Here is a 19,920-nt window from a genome sequence, read left to right on the forward strand (position 1 = left end):
ACAATACCCGCGTCCAACTCGGTGGAGACTCCATCGGTTCAATGCGTTCGGGTCGGACTGGAGACTTCTCCTTCAGGGCAAGTGGAATTCGCGCCGGGCGTGGCGATTTCGTCTTCGAAATACTGGTATGGACGCATAACAACTACAAGGCTTGGACTAGCGGTGAGCTACTTGCGGGGTCGTCAGCATAGCGAGAAACTGTCGCCATACGCGCGTATCGGAGGGCAGTACGGGCTTGTATCCGAGACCGGGCCTGATTCACTTGCATCTATCGGAGGCACGCTCAGTCGATTTGGTTTGGCCGGAGGAGCAGGGATCAGGTGGGGCTTGGGAAGAGTCGCCGGTGTTCGAGGAGAGGTGGTCGCATTACGTTGGTTTGCCGGCGGCTTTCCTTCCAGCTGGGAACTCGCCGTGCGAGGTGGAGTTTCGGCCCTCCTCAAATAGGGTCGCGTCGCTCTACGGCGGTCGGCGGTTCCGGGCCCCCACGTGCCACGCCCGGTTCGTGAAGCTCGTGACGAACGAGCAGGTTGTCGAAGTGGTCGAGTTCGAGACGACCGATGTCCTCGCCGTGCACGACGGGAACGCGCGCGATAGGTGACGAGGAAGCATCGCTCAGATTCAAACCCGAGGATCCGGTGGACGTTCAGGTCGGAAAGGCGATTTCGCGCTACCGCATCGCGGAGCGGCTCGGCACCGGCGGCATGGGGGTCGTCTATCGAGCGCGCGATGAGCGGCTTGGTCGGGATGTCGCACTCAAGATCCTTTCCGGGGACGCGCTCGATTCCGGATCCGCCCGCCAGCGCTTCATCCGCGAGGCGCAACTCAACATTGTCACGATCTACGAGATCGAAGAGGCAGACGGATATCACTTCATCGCGATGGAGTTCGTGGAGGGGGAGACGCTTCGGGCCCGGATCGCGCGCGGACCGCTCGAACTCGACGAGCTCGTGCGGATCGGCGCGGACGTCGCGGAGGCGCTCGACGCGGCGCACGCGCTCGGCCTCATCCACCGCGACATCAAGCCTGCGAATATCCTGCTTACCCGCTCAGGGCGCGCCAAGGTGGTGGATTTCGGGCTGGCGAAGCGCCTGGAGGGGCAGGGTAGCTTGGCCGCGCCGGCCGCGACCGTGAGCGATCTGACGGAGGCGGGCGCGGTGGTGGGCACGGTGGCCTATATGTCGCCGGAGCAGACGCGCGGGGACGAGCTCGACCCGAGGTCGGACCTCTTCTCCCTGGGGGTCGTGCTCTACGAGGCCTCGACGGGACGCATTCCGTTCGAGGGGCCCAGCGCCCTCGCCGTGATCCACGAAATCGCCCTCGTCGAGCCGCCCGCCCCGAGCCGAATACGACCAAGGCTCCCCCGCGCCCTCGACGGAATCGTGCTGCGGGCGATGGCGAAGGATCGAGAGCGACGGTACCCGCGCGGCGCGGACGTCGCCGCGGCCCTGCGCTCGCTGCTCGAAGGACCGACCGTAGTCGTGGAAACACCCGACGACGCGCAACTCCTCTCGGCGCGTGTGCCGAACAACCTCCCCGTTCCCCTCACGAGCTTCGTCGGGCGCCAGGACGAGATGAAAGAGGTGGCCCGCCTCCTCAGGACGGCGCGGCTCGTTACGCTTCTTGGGTCGGGAGGGTGCGGCAAGACGCGTCTCGCGATCCAGGTCGCGCGAAACCTCCTCGAGAGCTACCCGGACGGCGCCTGGGTCGTGGAGCTGGCCGCCCTCTCCGATCCGGCGCTCGTTCCCCAGAGCGTGGCCGTTGCGTTGGGTCTACGCGAGGAGCCGGGACGGCCGCTGGTCGAGACTGTCGCGGAGTACGTCGCTTCGCGCGCCCTTCTCCTCGTCATCGACAATTGCGAACACTTGACGCCGGCTTGTGCTTCGCTCGCCCAGGCGCTTCTCGCCGCCGGAGCAGGCCTTCGCATCCTGGCGACGAGCCGGCAGGCGCTCGGGGTGCCCGGGGAGGCCCTCTGGCGCATTCCCTCCCTCAGCGTCCCGAATCCTGGCGGCGCGCCGCTCCCGCGGCAGGCTCTGTGCCTCTTCGAGTCGGTGCGCCTCTTCCTGGACCGCGCCACCGCCCTTCAGCCGACGTTCGCCCTGACGGACCAGAACGCCTGGACCGTGGCGCAGATCTGCGGGCGCCTGGACGGTATCCCGCTCGCGATCGAGCTCGCGGCGGCGCGCGTCAAGGTGCTCCCGGTGCCGCAGATCCTGGGGCGGCTCGAAGACCGCTTCCGACTCCTCACGTCCGGGAGCACAGCGACGCTGCAGCGCCAGCAGACGCTCCGAGCCGCGGTCGATTGGAGTTACGACCTGCTCGAGGAGAAGGAGCAACAGCTTTTCCAGCGGATCAGCGTTTTCGCCGGCGGCCTCTCGCTCGAGGCCGCGGAGGCCGTCTGCTCGGGCGACGGGATTGGGGAAGAGGAGATCCTCGACCTCCTCGCGCACCTAGTCGACAAGTCGCTCCTCACGCCCGAGGAGGGATGCGAGAGCACCGCTCGCTACCGGCTCCTCGAAACCCTGCGGGCGTATGGGAGGGAACGGCTTCAGCGCGCGGGAGGATGGGACGCGTACGTGGAGCGCTATTGCGAGTACCATTGCGCGCTGGCCGAGCGGGTGGAGCCCGAGCTTCTCGGGCCGAAGCAGGCGTCGTGGCTCAATCGCCTCGAGGAAGAGCACGACAACTTCCGCCAGTCGATCGAGACGGCTCATGAGAGGGGTGATGCCGTGCGCGAGCTCTCCCTGTGCGGCAGTCTGTGGCGATTCTGGTGGATCCGCGGCCTCTGGCAGGAAGGGAACCGCCGGCTCACCAGGGCGCTGGATTCCCGCGGAGCGCCCGCCCGTCATCCCGCGCGCGCCAGGGCGCTCCACGGGGCCGCGATCCTGGCCCGCGGCCTCGGTGACTACACGGCCTCCCACGATCGGATCGAAGCGTGCATCTCCATCGCGCGGGAGGCGGGCGACCGCGAGGGGCTTGCATCGTCCCTCCGCGAGCTCGGGAATCTCGCGTATGTGAAAGGGGACCACGCCGCCGCGAAATCCGCCTATGAGGAAAGCCTCCTCCACTGCCGCGCGATCGGCGACCGTCACGGAATCGCTGCCGTGCTCCACAACCTCGGTAGCGTGGCGCTGGGGCAGGAGGACTACGCGCGGGCGCGTCAGTTCTACGAAGAGTCGCTCGCGCTTGAGCGCGAGCTGGGAGACCGGACCGGGGAGGCGATCACGTTAAACGGCCTGGGGACGGCCGCGCGCGCGCAAGGGGACGATGTCGCCGCCCACGGTTACCACGAACAAGGTCTCGCGCTCCAGCGGGAGCTCGGGGAGCGGTCGGGGATCGCGTATTCGCTCGGGGAGCTGGGACTCCTGGCGGGCAACGCCCGCGAGTTCCCGCGGGCACGCGCGTACCTCAAGGAAAGCCTGGAGATTCTCCGCGAGCTGGGGGACCGGCAGGGGATGGTGGACGCCCTGGAGCGATGCGCGGCGCTCGAGTTCCGGCAGGACCAGCGTGAGCGCGCGCTCACGCTGTACGGCGCCTCCTGCGCGCTGCGGGAAATGCTGGGAGTCCAGCCGATGCCCGAGGATCAGAGGCGGACCCGGGAGGATCTGGGAACGCTCTGGGATGAGATCGGGGCGGATGGTGCTGCCACGGTCTTCTCGAAAGGCCGTGCCATGACGCTCGAGAAGGCATTCGATCTGGCAATCGGGGGGCTCCTGTGATAGAGTAGGGCCCGGTTGATCTTCCGTTCCGGGGCGCGGAACACTGCGGGGTTCGCATGGACCTGTGTCTTCGGAAACCATGGTTTCGCGCTCGATCCCGTCCCACTTGCGTCTGCGTCCGCTCCGCAGCTCTCCCTCTCGTGGTGTTTTTCGTCTCGTTCCTCTCACCCAGCTGGGCAGCCGCTGCCGAGCGCATCAAGTCCGCTCCCCCCATCGGGGATTCCGGGGGAGGTACGCTCACGACCACACCTGCAATCGCAGGCACGATCGTTCGGTCAGCAAACGCGACCACGGTCTGGTACCTCTACCCCGGCGCGTGTACCGATCGCGCGAATGGCACGTGGATTCCCAGGACGACCCCTGTGGCCGACTCGCTCAACAGTTACGCGTCGGGCGGGCCCGGCCCGTACACCATCGAAGACCAAACGGTGGGCGAGATCCTCTGGCACGTTTCCGACAATGGAACCTGCTCGCCTGGTGTGTCCTGCCCGCCGGCGCTCAGCGGAACCCGGATGCTCTGGTGCGGCAAGCACGATCCAGGCTGGGTCGTGAGCCTCGGATATCCGAATTTCACGTATCAGATTCTCTACATCGACACCGGCTTGCACGCCGCGAACTACAGCCTCACCCTCACCTACAATTTCAGCAGCGAGTCGAGCTACGACAACGTGTTCCTGATCGGGGGCGGCGACGGCGCGACCGACCCGATCGGGAATAGCCGCCCGGCGCTGGACCACATTATCGGCTCCGGGGCGGTCGGCAACGCGAAGCTCCTGGTCCGCTGGGCGGGAAGCATCACGCCGTCCTCGCCGGGCGCAACAGGCGGGAACACGCTCGGGGGCACGCTTCAGGTCCTAGGGAATCCGTCGGGTCCGCCTTCGACCGTGACGGGAGCGTCCTTCACGATCGAAGCGCAGCACCGCGCGCTTTATGTCGTGCTCGTGACCGACTGTTTCAACTCCTCGGAGGACGGTCTCTGGCCCGACGGCCATGGCCTCCAGCTCGACAATGTCTCGACGAGCGACAACGGCTCCCTCTACACCGACGAGGTTCCCTCCGGCGGCACCGATGCCTATTCCGGAAACGTCATCCGGGGGACCCCGGGCGCTCCGGTCATTTCTGCCAGGGTTCCGCCCGGAGTTGGCCCACCCTGGCAATTGGTCGCGGGGAACAACCTCCCCACGCCCGACTACTGCTCTCCAAAGAACACTTCCTCCGATCTGATCTTCATGGGCGGGAACGGGTCGACCTTCCACACGGTTCCGGGTCAGGCGACCTCCGTCGTTTCCTGCACGTTCCCCATCCCTCCGGGGACGGGATCCGTCCGGGCGCAGTGGTCCGAGTATCTGGATCTGCCCGCTTATCAAGGCTACGTGCAGTTCGCCGAGTACCGAACCTACAGGGAGGGCCTCTGGTCGGGATGGAAGAACACCGACGGGGGCGGCACGCGGCGCGTCGAGTCGCTTCAGGCGTGGGGGAGCGTGCGCTCCGAGCTGGGAGAGGCGGCTCAGGCCGATTCGGTCCAGCTCCGCTACTCCATCCGATGCGTCCCGGGGCTGGCGGCCGATCAGCAGAACTGCGGCGATGTGCTCTACGGGGTGCTCTACGACGATCTGCGGCTCGAGGTTGTGAGCGGGGCCGCGGTTCCCTCGTTCGGGATTTATCCTGCGTTTCTCGCGCAATCGACCTTTGTCGACGGCAGGATGTCCTCCCCGGGGAGCTGCACCGCGGCGACCGTTGCTGCGGGCCAGTGCTGGCCGGGAGTTCGGGGCTCGGATACGGGGCCGCCTTCCGCCGTGCACGACAATTTCAACAGCCCGCTCGGCGACTCGATCGCGATCTCCATCCTTTCGGGCCTGCGTCGGAATGGAAAGGGGGTCAACTGGCATCACGGATTCGACCGCTCGGTGAACGCGGGCTTGACGATCGCCCATACCAACCCGAACTTCGTGGCCGCGTTCGATAAGCCCCGGGTGATCTTCCGCCTGTTCGACCCGACGAGCAAGACTTGGAGCCCGTTCGATTCGAGCGAGCTCGACGCCAACAGCGTGGCCGTATCGGGATCCGACACGATCCTGATCGACTCGAGGTTCCGGATGAACTGGCCTCCACGGGACAAGGTCGCCTCGGGAGCGGTCCTGCCCGGCGGATTCACGATAAACGGAGTCGCGGCCTACTCCAGTCTGAGTTTTCTTCCTCGCGGAACGCGCCTCCAGTATTACTTCAAGGCGGTCGACTTGAACGGCACGATCACCTATCAATTCAGTTCCGACGTGCGCGCGTTCGAAGTGGAGGACCTGCCGACTCTGCCCGGCAGCTCGATCCTTGCCCCCGACATCGTCGAATTCGACGTGCTTCCCGGCGTCTACCCCCCGGGGCCTGTCGGAACCCTGCTCGCCGGGCGCACGAACACGCCGGTCCTCAATCTGGATGGCGCCTACACCGCGTGGAGCTATTCCGTGGATCCGGTCACTCAGGCGCTGCGGGCGCTCGGGGTCCGCGCGGATCGCTATCGATTGCTTCAGGGCACGGAACAGGGCGGGAACTTCGGGGGACACGAGCTCGCGGGGACTCGCCTGGGACGATTGGGGAACTACTTTCCGAACATGGACGAGTACGCGATCAAGGACTCGCTCGCCGCCTGGTACCAGATCATGATCGAGTCCGCGCACAAGCGGGGCTCCTTCTCCGTGCTGGAGGAGGCCGACGCGAGACTCCTCTTGCAATGGTGGTCCGCCCCCACGGGAACCGACGGTGGAGACCGATGCCTCCTCCTTACGGGGAATGATTCCTTCAGTTCGCTCCTGACGGTCGGCGGCGTGCCCCACCCGGAGGAGAACGCCCTTGCAATGCAGGGCTTCGGCGTTGCCGTTGCTCCGAACGCATGGAACGGAAACTCGGTCAACCACACTCCGCTCATCAGGGACATGTTCGCGGATCCCGCCGCCGGTCCCGGCCTCGGCGTACCGGGGGCCTTCACGTATCCCCTAGACGGCGGCTGCCCGGCACCGGACCGGTTCGACGCCCTGACCAAGGTGGGAAGCGCGGACGCCCTGAATGCGGCGACCTATCCCACATTCGCCTCCGTCACGAACGTGGCGGCGGTCGCCTACGCGACCGAGCGAGACGCGCTCACCGATCACGACCGGAACAAGGCTTTGGGCTACGGCTTCTCGATCCAGTTCATCCGACAGGGCGGCCTGAACCTGGTGGACACGCGCGCCCAAGTGCTCTACAAGTTCCTAACGAGCTGCCGCGGCCCGCGGGGGTCGGCGGATACAACCGCGTGTTGGCCCTGTCCCACGGACGCGAACAAATATAGCAACTGGCTCACCTCTGGCGCGTTCCAGACCGGCACCTACGGCCCGCTCTACCGGATCCAGGACGCGACCCGGGTCTTGACCGGGATCGATGCCACGCAACCCCTGCCTCCCTTCGTCGACGCGCTCATGCAGAACCGCCCGAACCCGTTCAATCCCGAGACCGTGATTCCGTACAGCCTCGCGACGACGGGGCGCGTCAAGATCAGGGTTTACAACGTTGCGGGTCAATGCATCCGGACGCTTGTAGACGCGATCCAGCCCGCAGGACCGCATGTCGTGCGATGGAGTGGGCGGCTTGATGGGGGGCGACAAGCTCCAAACGGAATCTTCTTCTATCAAATCAGGTATCCGGACGGGACTACATCAGCCAGGAAGATGGCCATCTTGAGGTGATCGGATGCCGCCCACCAAACGGGCCGGATGAGGCATCGCCCGCGTTTGCTGGACCAGTCTGGGCCGCGATCGTGTTCACCCTCTTAGACACGTTTCGCTGTGTCTGATCTTGACAGGTGTGAGCGCTGCAGCCCCGTTCGATGCCAGGGTGGACGCGCCATGCGACAGTACGCAAGCTGCCGAGCAGGAGGAACCCCCTGTTCAAATTGGGGTTCGTTGGGAGACGCGAGCCGATAGCTGCAGATATGTATACACGGTTCTGAATCGAAGTCAGGACACACTCACCGCGGTCCAGGTCGGATAAGACACAGACCGGGAGCTATGCGAGCTGACGGGCGCGCGCCCCCACGTTCCACCCGATACTGCCTACTCCCCTCCGGGATGGGACTGCGTGCCTCTTCAGACGACGAAAGACCCCATGACCTTCACATTGGGGTGGAAGGTCGTACCCCACTTGAACAGCAGCGGGGGCGTTCCTCCAAAGACCTTGCTCACCGGGTTCACCGTCATGCTTCCTCAGCCCGATTCCCTTTACGAGCACTGCCATTGGCTCATCCGATTCAAGCGCTGGCCGAAGGCGGCTTACGTTGGCGCACTGAGACCCGAGGGTGAGCTGGATGTCATCACGACCGATACCGGGACAATCTCCGGTAGAGTCACGGACCAGTATGGTGCGGGGATCCAAGGTGTGAACATCTTCGTTTGGCACAGCGCGCTGGGTGCCCTCACAGGACGGGACGGGACCTATAGGATCTCGAAAGTTCCAGTCGGGGCGCGCAGCCTCGCGGCGCGCGCGATAGGATTCGATCCATGTGATAGGGCGCACGTACGGGTCGCTGCCAAACATACGACGACAGTCGAATTCCGTCTCACTGCCGCCCCAGCTTCCATTCCATGCGCTCCCTACATCACTGCAAAGGAGCGAATCGAGCTTCGGTTTCCGGCAGATGCGGTCGATACGCGTGGCGCTCGACTTGGCCAGGACACACTTCGCAGGGCATTCGTCGCCCCAGTCCACAGGAATTTTCGGAACTCGGAAGAGGAACGCCTCATCCGCATTGCGGAAGAAACCTATCCGCCGGCAGAAGCGGTCCTTTCAATTGCCAAGTCGCACCCGGGCCGGGAGGCACTGTCCCAAGAGAAGCGCCTCTGGTGGTACGGTGAATTCGATGGGGTTCGCTTGCCCTACGCGGTGACGATGGACGCCGTCCGCTATTATCTCGCGCTCACACAAGCCCTGGGCAGGGGCGATACGAGACAAACGAATGGGATACGGATGAAACGGAGCGAGTTCTCCTACTTCGCCAATATTTCGACTCCCCCCTCGACTTACTCCCGCGATGGCCGTGTATTCAAAGACGTGTACGTGGTCGACATGGGATTGCGCTGGTCGAACTACTGCGGATCATTATGCGCTTGTGCCTTCCACCTGGATCGCACCGTAGTGCTCCGTCGGGACGGGACCGTACTGTGCGTCTTTGGCGACCAGAAGCCGATGGTCATCGTGAGCTGAGCGGCTAATCCACCGGGGGCGCGTCAGAAGTACACGCGGACCTGTAACGATGGACTCAACGCAATCACGCTGTTGAACAGAGTCCCCGATGACACCCGAGAGCGCGCCGAGGAGAGGGAAGTATAACCGGATTTGTCCGACACGTGGACCACGGTCAATCTGGCGACGTTCGTATGCGCGCCGACCGAAAACGGCCAACGCGTCGAGAAGTACTCAACACCTATCGCGAACCCTATTTCGCCGCCGACCTTGCGGCTGCTGTAAGACTCCTGCGATGAGGATTGGAGGGAGTAAGAGTCGACGAAGTGCGCGTAGGTGTCCCAGTAAGGAGAAAAGAAGCTTTCCGGTCGCGCGAACTTGCGGATGCGAGGCCCCGCGACGATGCTCATGCCCTCGGATTTCAAAATCCCAGCTATGGTGGTATCCGGATTTCTATAGGTGTCGGTTTGGTCGCGCTTATCCCTAGACTGGCTCGCAGAGACATCTAGGAGCCAAGCGGTGCGGCTGCTGATGCCGCGCAAGATGGAGGCCTCCGCGCCGGATGAGATTAGAGACCCTACGTTGACCCCGAGTCCCCACTTACCGTCAATCTCTGTCGCCCAGGAGGTCCCGACCGTGAGAAGAGCAGTCAACGCAAGGAGCAGGAGCGAGAGTATTGGCTTCATATTTCCCCCATTCGGTTTCGGATCTGAGGCGGTAAGGTCATGGTCCCCGGTGGGTGCACTCAGCAAGTAGCTCGCGGCGGCCCGCGAAGAATCGGCTACCACCGGTTCTACCCCGTGCCGTCAGACCTCAGCGCGCCTTGGCGGATCGCCGGAGCATCCAGCCATAGAGCCAGATGATCACCCCGACGAAGCCGAGCATTCCGAGCCACGGGGCAGGCGCAAAGCTTTCTGGTACGAGCCCGATCGGCGCGTCCTTCGAGAAGCCGACGATGAGACCGGCGTTGATCACGCCCCACAAGCTCTCCCCCACGATCAATCCCGACGCCACGAGCGTGCCGAGTCGCTCCGCGCGGCCAGGGTTCGGCATCGAGCGGGCGCGGCCCACATACCAGTGAGCCATCACGGCGCCGACAACGACAGCGAACGTCGCCGACATCGGGAGATAGATCCCGATGCCGACAGCCAGAGGCGGGACGCGCAGCTTCTTCATCGCGCCAAGCATCGCATCGAGCAGAATGAGCCCGACGCCAACAAGCGCGCCGATGCCGAGCATCTTCCACTCTAGATTTCCGCCGATCACGCCTTGTGCGAGGGCGGAGATCAGAGTCGCCTGCGGCGCCGGAAGCGGATTGGGCGCTACTACGCCGACGTTCGCGGCTCCGGCGAACCCATACGCCTTGGCGAGCAGGTTGAGCACGGACGGGATCACGGACGCGCCGGCGCCCACCCCCACGATGAGCGCGATCTGCTGGCGCCTCGGTGAGGCGCCGACGAGCTGGCCCGTTTTCAGATCCTGTAAATTGTCGTTCGAGATCGTCGCGCACGCAAAGACGATCGCGGTCACGAAGAGCGCGAAGGCGACGAGCGCGGGCCGCGTCTCCGGAGTCGGCGACACGGCGAGGATGAGCGCCGACGCGCACAGCACGATCGACAGAATGCCGACGCCCGAGATCGGACTGTTCGAGGCGCCGATGAGGCCGGCCATGTAGCCGCAGATCCCAGCGATGAGAAAGCCGCCGAGCAATACGAACGGTACGGCGATCAGCGTGAGCGGCAGCGCGCTGGACGCGAGCACCGTCGACCTCGCGAACGTGAAGGCGAGCCACGAGGCAACGAGCAGGCACGCGGCCGTGAGCACGATGATCCACCCCGGTGAGAGATCTCGGTCTCTGTCGTCCCCAGAACGCGCGGCCTGAGAGGCGGCGAGCGTGCTGACGAGCCCGCCGACGACCGGCTTCGCCAACGTGGCCAGCGTGTAGACCGCGGCGACGGCGATCGCGCCGGCGCCGATGAACCGCACCTGCGTCCGCCAGATCGCAAGGGTGTGCGCGGCGAGTGTCACGCCGCTGGCGGCCGGCTGCATGGAGGTCAAGATCGGCACGGCGATGCCCCACGAGATCACGAGACCGGTCAGCATGGCCATCCCGACCGACAACCCAACCAGATGCCCCGCGCCAAGGAGCGCGAGCGACCAGGCAATGTCGTACCCGCTCGAGGCCATGGCCCCGACACGGAAGAAGCCGGTCACTTCTGCGGCTGCGATGCGCGTCGCCGTCACGATGGCGAGACCCGCCGATGCGACCGAGCCCAGGATCACGGCCACGAGCCCTTCTCGGGCCTCGCCCGTCTCGTCCTTCGTCTCGCCACGCGTGCCCGATCCGACCCTCAGCACCTCGGCCGCAGCGACGCCTTCGGGGTAGGGCAGGTCGGACGTCGTCACCAACGCGCGTCGGAGCGGGATCGTGAACAGCACACCGAGCACGCCGCCGCTCAGGCAGATGAGAAACGATTGCCAGAAGGGAAATCCCGCCCACCAGCCCACGATCACGAGCCCCGGCAAGACGAAGATGATTGCCGAGAGCGTGCCGGCCGCGGAAGCGACGGTCTGGACGATGTTGTTCTCGAGGATGGACGAGTCCTTCACGGCGCTCAGGATGGCCATCGAGATCACCGCCGCCGGGATCGATGAGGCAAAGGTGAGGCCGACCTTGAGGCCGAGGTATACGTTCGCCGCCGTGAAGATCGTCGTGATGAGCGCGCCGAGAATGAGGCCGCGTATCGTGAGCTCTCTAGGTTTCAAGGCCCGCTAGGATACCAGGGAGCTGCGGATGGGAGCTACCGTCGGATCCAGATCCACGGTGGGAAGCGCATTTCCAGAAGGTCGTCCTGATCCGTTAGAACAACTGACCCGCCGTTCGAGAATTGCATCTTGCAATCCCCGCTCATGCCGCTCGCTCGAATCTGGTAAGGCTTCCCACGCGAGATGCCGATCCACCCTGATTGTTGACCGGCAGTAGGCCGAGATCGCGGCGACCAAGGGACCGCGGCCCACCTTGCGCTCGTTCCTGCAACGCCGACGCGTCCTCCTCGACGCCTGTTCGCCACGTCGCGCCTAAATACCAAACGTCCACGGAGGCCCTTTGTACCATCTCCAAGAGACAAGGACCGCGAGCCCATCCCAGAGACGGTATCGTCCCCTGCATCGACGAGCGCATGGCCTCGTCTTCGCCGTGCTCCTGCTCGCGCCCCTCCCTGCCTCCTCGCAGACGGAGCAGGACGCAGAACCTCCCAAGGCGCTCAAGCAACTGAGCCTCGAGGAACTGTTCGACCTGGAGGTCACCTCGGTCTCGAAGAAGCCGGAGTCTGTCTCCAAGACCGCTGCTGCCGTTCACGTTGTCACGGCAGACGATCTGCATCGAATGGGTGTGCTCAGCATTCCCGAGGCGTTGCGATACATCCCCGGTGTCGAGGTGGCCCGTGTCGATTCGCGCAGCTACGCGATCACAGCACGCGGCTTCAATGGCACCGTCGCGAACAAACTGCTCGTACTCATGGATGGGCGCAGCGTGTACACGCCGCTCTACTCGGGTGTCTTCTGGGACGTCCAGGACGCCTTCATCGAGGACATCGAGCAGATCGAGGTCATCCGGGGTCCCGGGGCCACGGTGTGGGGGGCCAACGCGGTCAATGGGGTCATCAACATCATCTCCAAGAGCGCGGCCAACACACAGGGATTTCTGGTCACCGGCGGGGCCGGCAACGCTGAACGCGGATTCGGAGGCGTCCGCTATGGCGGCACCTTCGGGCCGCGTGCGTTTTTTCGCGTCTACGCCAAGGATTATGACCGCGGGCCGTCGAAGCTCCCGAGCGGCCAGGATGCGGGCGACGCTTCCCGGATGCATCAGGGTGGCTTTCGTGCTGACTGGACGCCGACGACTTCCGACGGCATCACGATTCAAGGGGATATCTACGGTAGTTCCATCGATCGGCGCAACGCGAACCCAACGGAGCTATCCGGCGGAAATGCTCAGGCGAAGTGGATGAGGCGGTTCTCGGACCATTCCAGCCTCCAACTGCAGGGTTACTATGACCGAACCAAGCGGGACCAGCCCTCCGTCTTTGGCGAGACGCTCGACAGCTACGATCTGACCCTGAACCACCGATTCGCCCCGGCCGCGCGACACGATGTCGTGTGGGGGCTCGGCTACCGCCTGACGAGCGACGATGTGCGCAACTCGGCCGCTTTGGCCTTTCTTCCCCCGCGGCTGACACATCGGTTGTACACGGGCTTCGTACAGGACGAGCTCGCCCTGTCAGCGAACCGGCTCTCCCTGACCGTCGGCTCGAAGATCGAACACAACGATTACACCGCCTTCGAATACCAGCCCGGCGTTCGCCTCGCATGGACGCCAACACAGCAACAGACCATCTGGGGAGCAGCGTCGCGGGCGGTGCGAACGCCGTCGCGCATCGACCGCGACTTCTTTGTGCCGGGTCAGCCGCCCTACTTCCTGGTGGGGAATCCGAATTACGACTCCGAGGTGCTGAATGCCTTCGAGCTTGGGTACAAAGGCCAGCCCGCGAACGAGCTGACGACCTCGGTTTCGACCTTCTACAACGTTTACGACAAGCTAAGGAGCCTAGAAGCGGGGCCGCCTTTGCTCTTGGCCAACGGTCTCGAGGGTCGCACGTACGGCATCGAGGCCGAGGCCGCCTGCCAGGTTGTCAGCAGATGGCGCCTGACCGTTGGTTACACGTTCCTGAGCCTCATTCTGGATGTAAAGCCGACGAGCACCGACGCCTCGCAAGTGACGCAAGAAGGCGACTCCCCTCGCCACCAGGCCTTCGCCCGATCGTCGTTCACGCTGCCGCACGATGTGAGCGTGGACGCATCCGTACGCTTCGTTGATGAGCTTCGCAATCAGAAGATTCCTGCGACCACGGTTTGCGATGCACGATTAGCATGGCAGCCTACGAAAGCCGCCGAGATCGCGGTTGTTGGGCAGGGGCTTTTCGATTCGAGCCACGCGGAATTTGGGAAACTGAACACCAGCCGCGAGATTGAGCGAAGCATCTACGGCAAGGTCTTATGCCGGTTCTAGCCCGCCGCGTCCCGATGGCCGCTCTCCTCTTCGTCCTGGTCCTGGCGACGCCATCCGCCGCGGGGACCAAGGTCACCCACGAATATGATCTCAAGGCCGCGTTCATATTTCATTTCGCGCAATTCGTGGAGTGGCCCCGCGAGGCCCTGCCCGAAAAGAGCACGCCCTTCACGATCGGCATCCTCGGAGAGGACCCGTTCGGCAGGAGCCTTGACGAAATCGTCGCCAATGAAGCAGTCGGCGGTCACAAGCTGCTCGTCCGCCGCTTCCAGAACGTCAATCAGATCGACTCGTGCCACGTTCTCTTCATCAGTTCTTCTGAGGCGCGCCGCTTGGATGACATTCTCTCGCGCCTCAATCGTCGGAGCGTCCTCACGGTCGGCGAAACAAAGGACTTCGCCCTTCGCTCCGGGATCATTGGCTTCGTCCTCTCGGAGAAGCGGCTGCGGCTCGTGATCAACCTGGCGGCCGCCACGGCGGCGAGGCTCACGATCAGTTCCAAGCTCCTGCGACAGTCCGAGATCGTCGGGCCCGTTCGGGTGCAGAAATGAGAGTCCCGCGCACCACGATCCGGCGCAAGCTCGTCACGGCGATGATGCTGACGAGCACGACCGTCCTGCTGTTGGTGGGCGCGGTTTTCGTCGCACACGATGTCGTCAGCTTCCGCCGATTCATCGTTCAAACCCTCGTCACGCGCGCCGATATTCTTGCAGCAAATTCGACCGCGGCTCTCGCGTTCCGAAACCCCGAGGATGCGAGTCAGGTTCTCGATGCTCTCAAGACCGACCCGCGCATGATTGCGGCGGCGTTGTACGACCAGCAGGGACTTTTGTTCGCGACCTATCCGCTGAGCGTCTCACCCGGAGTGGTCCCGTCTGCGTCGGGCCCGATCGGCCATCGCTTCGAGAAGTCGGACCTGGTCGTCTCCCGGCCCGTCGTCGAGGACGGGAGACGGCTCGGGACGCTCTATCTCAAGTCCGACCTGCAGGAGCTCGACAACCGCCTTCGCGTCGGTGCGGTGGTAGTGCTCCTCGCGGTCTTCGGTTCCATCGCGGTTGCGTTCGCGCTCTCCACGTGGCTGCAGCGCCGGATCGCACAGCCGATTCTCGCTCTTGCGGGTGTAGCCAAGAGCGTCTCCGAGCGCAAGGACTTCTCGGTCCGCTCGAAAGCCGCCGGCGACGACGAGGTCGGCGTCCTGGCGGGAGCATTTGATGAGATGTTGAGTGAGATTCAGCAACGGGACAGGGAGATCCGGCTGCTCAACGCGGATCTGGAACGGCGGGTCGTCGCGCGTACCGCGGAGCTCGAGGCTGCGAACAAGGAGCTCGAGGCGTTCTCGTACTCCGTCTCGCACGACCTCCGCGCGCCGTTGCGCCACATCGACGGCTTCGTCGACCTGCTGGCCAAGCATGCGGCCCCGTCGCTGGATGAGAAGGGGCGGCGCCAACTCGCGACGATCTCAGCCGCCGCGAGGAGGATGGGTGCCCTGATCGACGATCTACTCGTCTTCTCTCGCATGGGTCGTTCGGAAATGACCAAAACCTCCGTGGATCTCTCCGCCCTGGCGAAAGAGGTAGTCCAAGACCTCCGGGGGGACGCAAAGGATCGATGCGTGGAGTGGAAACTCGGCCAGCTCCCGACCGTACAAGGGGATCCTTCCATGCTGCGCCTCGTTCTGACGAACCTGCTCTCGAACGCCCTCAAATACTCAGGCCCAAAGAAGGAGGCGCGAATCGAAGTCGGCGCCAACTCCCAGAACGGTGAGCTTATTATTTCCGTGCGGGACAACGGGGTCGGCTTTGACCCTGCGTACTCCCACAAGTTGTTCGGTGTCTTTCAGCGGTTGCATGGGATGAACGAATTCGAAGGAACCGGAATCGGCCTCGCCAATGTTCGCCGGATCGTGAGTCGGCATGGCGGAAGGACGTGGGCCGAAGGCGCGATCAACGAGGGCGCGACCTTTTACTTCTCTCTTCCCAAGTAAAAAACGAGGTGATGACCATGCTGAAGCGGATCTTGCTCGCAGAGGACAATGAGAACGACGTCGAGCTCACATTGACGGCACTCGTCGAAAACAACTTGGCGAACGAAGTTGTTGTTGTGAGAGACGGTGCGGAGGCTTGGGATTTTCTTCGCCGCGAAGGGACGTTCACGGGTCGGAATGGAGGCAATCCGGCCGTCGTTCTCTTGGATCTGAAAATGCCGAAAGTGGACGGGCTGGAGCTCCTTCGGCGAATGCGCCAGGACGTTCGGTTCCGGACCGTTCCTGTCGTTGTGCTCACCTCCTCGCGAGAGGAGTCGGACATCATCCAGAGCTACCAGCTTGGCGTCAACGCGTTCGTGGTCAAGCCGGTGGCCTTTAAAGAGTTCGTCGGAGCCGTCAAGAATCTCGGCCTCTTCTGGGCGGTGCTGAACGAGCCCCCGCCCGACCGGCTCCAGTCGCCCTCGCCGGTCTAGCCCGACGTAGAGTCAACCAGGAGCATGGACTCGATGCACGACAGAGCGGAAGCAACATCTGGGGCCTGCATCCTGCACGTCGAGGATGACCGCGCGGATCGGGAGCTGGTTCGCGCGGCGCTTGAAGCCGAAGGTATCCCTCTCGAGCTCATCCAGGTGGAGACCAGGGAGGAGTTCCAGGCGGCGCTCGCACAGGACGGCGTCATGCTTGTTCTGTCCGACTACGCGCTGCCGCATTTCGACGGCCTGACCGCGCTCGAGCTCGTGCAGGAAAGGAGACCGAACCTTCCGTTCATATTCGTTTCCGGGACCATGGGCGAGGATGCAGCCATCGAGAGCCTTCGCCGGGGGGCTACCGACTACGTCTTGAAGGAGCGGCTATCACGGCTCGGGCCCGCCGTGCTGCGCGCCCTGGAGGAGGTCGCGGCGCGCCGACGGAGGCTCGAAGTAGCCGAGGTCGCGGAGAGGCAGCGAGCCGTGGTCGCGCTCAACAACGACGTGACACTCGCGGTCAGCCAAGCCATTGCCCTCCGAGGCATGCTTCAACTTTGCACAGAATCGATGGTGCGTAACTTAGGAGCGGCCTTCGCCCGAATCTGGACCCTCAATGCGATGGGGGACATCCTGCTGCTACAGGCCAGTGCGGGCATGTATACGCACCTCGACGGTCCACACAGCCGAGTACCGGTCGGCAAATTCAAGGTTGGGCTGATCGCGCAGGAGCGGCGGCCTCATCTCACGAACGATGTTCTCAACGATCCCCGTATTGGTGATCCCGAATGGGCCCGGCGGGAAGGGATGGTCGCCTTCGCAGGCCATCCCTTGGTCGTGGGCGAGCGCCTCGTCGGTGTTATGGCAATGTTTTCCAAACGGGTTCTCGCCGAAAACATGCTGGACGCACTGGGGGCCGTGGCCCGAACGATTGCCATGGGAATCGAGCGTTGGCGGTTGGAGGAGCAACTCCACCAGAGCCAGAAGATGGAGGCCATTGGTCAACTCGCGGGCGGGGTGGCTCATGATTTCAACAACCTCTTGACGATCGTCTCCGGTTATTCGCAGCTCCTGTTGAGCCAAAAGGATCTGAGTGACCCCGTACGGGAGAAGATTCATGAGATCAGTCAGGCGGGAGACCGAGCCGCGTCATTGACCCGCCAGCTGCTCGCCTTCAGCCGCAAGCAGGTGCTGGAACCCATGGTGCTCGACCTGAATGCGCTCGTTACCGGCGTAGAGAAGATGCTCCGCCACACGATCGGGGCGGACATCGATTTGGGCACGGCATTGGATCCTTCGCTCGCGCGCGTGACGGCAGACCCAGGGCAGATCGAGCAGATCATCTTGAATTTGGCCGTCAATGCTCGCGATGCGATGCCCCACGGGGGCAAGCTGACGATCGAGACAGCCAATGTTGAGCTGGACGAGAGCTACACACGCACGCACGCGACCGCGAAGCCGGGGAGTTACGTCATGCTGGCAGTGAGCGATACCGGATGCGGAATGGCGCCGGAGGTCATGAACCGGGTGTTCGAGCCGTTCTTCACAACCAAGGGACCAGGAAAAGGCACGGGGCTCGGTCTTGCGACCGTGTACGGCATCGTCCAGCAGAGCGGCGGCCACATCGGGCTGTACAGCGAGCTGGGGCGCGGGACAACGTTCAAAGTTTACCTTCCGCGCACGGAAGCTCAGGTTCCTTCAGGCGAGTCGCGGCAGGAGACGCGCGTCTTGCCGGCGGGCAGTGAAACCCTGCTCTTGGTGGAGGACGACGCCGCCGTGCGGACCCTCTCTCGGGGTGTGCTTGAGATGTCGGGCTACACCGTGTTGGAGGCCAACGTCGGGCGCGAAGCCTTGCGCATTTGCGAGCGGCACAGCGGGCCGATTCAGATGGTCATAACCGACGTGGTGATGCCCGAGATCGGGGGGCGAATGCTCGTGGAACAAATCAGCGCCTTGAGGCCAGGGATAAAGGTCCTTTACGTGTCTGGGTACACGGACGACACCGTGATCCGGCACGGCGTTCTGGAGGAGGGAACGGCCTTTCTCCAGAAACCCTTCACGCCCGTCGCGCTGGCGAACAAAGTACGGGACGTGCTTGATAAACCGAGTACACAACACTCCGCGGCAAGGGTTCGATAAAGCGCATCGTCCTGCCCCAATCACTGCATCGGCGCCATCTTGCCTATTGCGTGCTGGCCTTATAAGTCAGAATGACGACCCCGTCGCCGACCGTCTTCGACTCCGTCAGGTGCAGTCGCTTCTTGTCGCTCGTCGCGCCAAACAGGCCCTTCCCTGTGCCAAGGACAACTGGGAACACCATCAAGCGCAATTCGTCGACGAGGCCGTGCTCCAACAGGGTCTGCACGAGGCGGGCGCTGCCATGAACAACGATATTCCCGCGCAACTTCTTCTTCAGATTCGCGACGTTCTCCACCGCGTTGCCCTTGAGCACCGTGGTGTTGTTCCATTGGCCCTTGTCGAGCGTCGAGGAGATGACATATTTCGGCATGCTGTTGAACTTGTCCGCGAGCTCGCCCTTTCTCGTGGGCCAGGCTGCGGCGAAGCTTTGATAGGTGACTCGACCTAGCAGGAGCGCCTCGGCGTCGAGGGCCTCGTCCAGCTTGAACTGGTCGCCCTCTTTCCCGCGATTGATCTCGAAGGTCCAGCCACGGTGCTTGTAGCTCTCACCTCCGCCGGGCGCCTCCATGACGCCGTCGAGGGAGACGAATTCGGTGACGATGATCGTGCCCATGGCGTTTCCCTTTCTTTTGCCAGCCTATGCTGCTGGACGCCGTTCCGCGGCGGACGCGAGTCGCACCGACCTAGCGAGGCGAAAGGTGGGTACCTGATGATCTCGGCCCCTGTATGGTACGCTTGCGGGTGAGGCTGCTCGGAGACGCGGAGGTGGCGCCATGGGGGTCCATGGTCGCCAGATCGTCCGGCCAGTGATGCATCCGAGCGAAAGGAAGGCTCACAATGAAACGCATCCTGCTCTTCGTCATCACCGGGTTGTTGCTGGTCCTCTTCTCAGCCCCTGAAGCGTCGGCATTCGGCTCAAAAGACGTCCTCAAGATGCACAAGGACGGAATCGCCGACTCGCTCATTATCCTGAAAATCGAAAACAGCGGGAAGACCTTTCACCTCGGCGCCGACGACATGCACGCGTTGCAGAAGGCCGGATTATCGGACGAGGTGATCTCGACGATGCTCCGCACCGAGGGTCGGGATCGGGGGCAGGACTACTACGGCCACGGGGACTACTACCCGTACACATACACGTACCCGTATCCCCACGTGTTCCTAGGTTTCGGGTTCCACCATTACTGCACGCCGTACTACGGGGGGTACCGGTTCTATCGGTACCGCCCGCACTTCGCTTATCCCTACTCCGGGAACTATGGGAATTACCGCTACCGTGGATCCTACGGCAGCCGACAGCCCAGTGTCGGCGGCTCCGGTACACGGTACCGCCGCCGTTGA

The 19,920-nt window shown here is 63.7% G+C and carries 13 protein-coding genes; 10 read left to right on the plus strand and 3 right to left on the minus strand.

Features of this window, described 5'->3' with window-relative positions; translation table 11 throughout:
- Positions 1-343: 343 nt before the first annotated feature.
- The 4 genes from E6K76_11805 to E6K76_11820 all read left to right on the plus strand — a co-directional run bounded on the left by E6K76_11805 (position 344) and on the right by E6K76_11820 (position 8,945).
- The gene (locus tag E6K76_11805; GenBank protein TMQ56928.1) at positions 344-598 is read left to right on the plus strand and encodes a hypothetical protein; all 255 of its coding nucleotides are present in this window, start codon (positions 344-346) and stop codon (positions 596-598) included.
- Entirely contained in the window at positions 558-3,716 is a 3,159-nt protein-coding gene (locus E6K76_11810; protein TMQ56929.1) for a tetratricopeptide repeat protein, read from the plus strand. Before E6K76_11805 ends, E6K76_11810 begins: the two co-directional genes overlap by 41 nt.
- Positions 3,717-4,078: 362 nt before the next feature.
- On the plus strand, positions 4,079-7,432 hold the full coding sequence (locus tag E6K76_11815; GenBank protein ID TMQ56930.1) for a hypothetical protein: 3,354 nt from the start codon (positions 4,079-4,081) through the stop codon (positions 7,430-7,432).
- 418 nt (positions 7,433-7,850) lie between these two features.
- A complete protein-coding gene (locus E6K76_11820; protein TMQ56931.1) occupies positions 7,851-8,945 on the plus strand; it encodes a carboxypeptidase regulatory-like domain-containing protein in 1,095 nt (364 codons plus the stop codon).
- Positions 8,946-8,968: 23 nt separating this feature from the next.
- Here the strand turns inward: E6K76_11820 and E6K76_11825 are convergent, their stop codons facing one another.
- Positions 8,969-9,334, minus strand: a complete 366-nt coding sequence (locus tag E6K76_11825) for a hypothetical protein (protein TMQ56932.1) — start codon at positions 9,332-9,334, stop codon at positions 8,969-8,971.
- A 403-nt stretch (positions 9,335-9,737) separates the two neighbouring features.
- Complete coding sequence (locus tag E6K76_11830) at positions 9,738-11,690, minus strand: oligopeptide transporter, OPT family (protein TMQ56933.1); 1,953 nt, start codon at positions 11,688-11,690, stop codon at positions 9,738-9,740.
- Positions 11,691-12,006: 316 nt separating this feature from the next.
- Between E6K76_11830 and E6K76_11835 the strand changes: the two genes are divergently transcribed.
- The 5 genes from E6K76_11835 to E6K76_11855 are packed head-to-tail and all read left to right on the plus strand — an operon-like array spanning position 12,007 to position 18,579.
- Positions 12,007-13,992: a TonB-dependent receptor gene (locus tag E6K76_11835; GenBank protein ID TMQ56934.1), complete on the plus strand. Its 1,986-nt coding sequence runs from the start codon at positions 12,007-12,009 to the stop codon at positions 13,990-13,992.
- Positions 13,980-14,543, plus strand: a complete 564-nt coding sequence (locus E6K76_11840; GenBank protein TMQ56935.1) for a YfiR family protein — start codon at positions 13,980-13,982, stop codon at positions 14,541-14,543. The genes E6K76_11835 and E6K76_11840 overlap by 13 nt, the downstream gene beginning before the upstream one ends.
- Positions 14,540-15,976, plus strand: a complete 1,437-nt coding sequence (locus E6K76_11845; GenBank protein TMQ56936.1) for a HAMP domain-containing protein — start codon at positions 14,540-14,542, stop codon at positions 15,974-15,976. The genes E6K76_11840 and E6K76_11845 overlap by 4 nt, the downstream gene beginning before the upstream one ends.
- Positions 15,977-15,987: 11 nt before the next feature.
- Complete coding sequence (locus tag E6K76_11850) at positions 15,988-16,449, plus strand: response regulator (GenBank protein TMQ56937.1); 462 nt, start codon at positions 15,988-15,990, stop codon at positions 16,447-16,449.
- A gap of 24 nt (positions 16,450-16,473) precedes the next feature.
- Complete coding sequence (locus tag E6K76_11855; GenBank protein ID TMQ56938.1) at positions 16,474-18,579, plus strand: response regulator; 2,106 nt, start codon at positions 16,474-16,476, stop codon at positions 18,577-18,579.
- A 43-nt stretch (positions 18,580-18,622) separates the two neighbouring features.
- Here the strand turns inward: E6K76_11855 and E6K76_11860 are convergent, their stop codons facing one another.
- Positions 18,623-19,192, minus strand: coding sequence for a dihydrofolate reductase (locus E6K76_11860; protein ID TMQ56939.1), 570 nt, complete (start codon positions 19,190-19,192; stop codon positions 18,623-18,625).
- Between the two features lie 224 nt (positions 19,193-19,416).
- Between E6K76_11860 and E6K76_11865 the strand changes: the two genes are divergently transcribed.
- Positions 19,417-19,920, plus strand: coding sequence for a hypothetical protein (locus tag E6K76_11865; protein TMQ56940.1), 504 nt, complete (start codon positions 19,417-19,419; stop codon positions 19,918-19,920).

Source organism: Candidatus Eisenbacteria bacterium (assembly GCA_005893275.1).
GTDB lineage: Bacteria > Eisenbacteria > RBG-16-71-46 > SZUA-252 > SZUA-252 > WS-7.

Excerpts from the sequence above, each read along its gene's own strand:
- E6K76_11855 (TMQ56938.1), top strand. The coding sequence starts at position 16,474 with ATGGACTCGATGCACGACAGAGCGGAAGCAACATCTGGGGCCTGCATC.
- E6K76_11810 (TMQ56929.1), top strand. The coding sequence starts at position 558 with ATGTCCTCGCCGTGCACGACGGGAACGCGCGCGATAGGTGACGAGGAA.
- E6K76_11850 (TMQ56937.1), top strand. The coding sequence starts at position 15,988 with ATGACCATGCTGAAGCGGATCTTGCTCGCAGAGGACAATGAGAACGAC.
- E6K76_11840 (TMQ56935.1), top strand. The coding sequence starts at position 13,980 with ATGCCGGTTCTAGCCCGCCGCGTCCCGATGGCCGCTCTCCTCTTCGTC.
- E6K76_11845 (TMQ56936.1), top strand. The coding sequence starts at position 14,540 with ATGAGAGTCCCGCGCACCACGATCCGGCGCAAGCTCGTCACGGCGATG.
- E6K76_11865 (TMQ56940.1), top strand. The coding sequence starts at position 19,417 with ATGAAACGCATCCTGCTCTTCGTCATCACCGGGTTGTTGCTGGTCCTC.
- E6K76_11825 (TMQ56932.1), bottom strand. The coding sequence starts at position 9,334 with ATGAGCATCGTCGCGGGGCCTCGCATCCGCAAGTTCGCGCGACCGGAA.
- E6K76_11860 (TMQ56939.1), bottom strand. The coding sequence starts at position 19,192 with ATGGGCACGATCATCGTCACCGAATTCGTCTCCCTCGACGGCGTCATG.
- E6K76_11820 (TMQ56931.1), top strand. The coding sequence starts at position 7,851 with ATGACCTTCACATTGGGGTGGAAGGTCGTACCCCACTTGAACAGCAGC.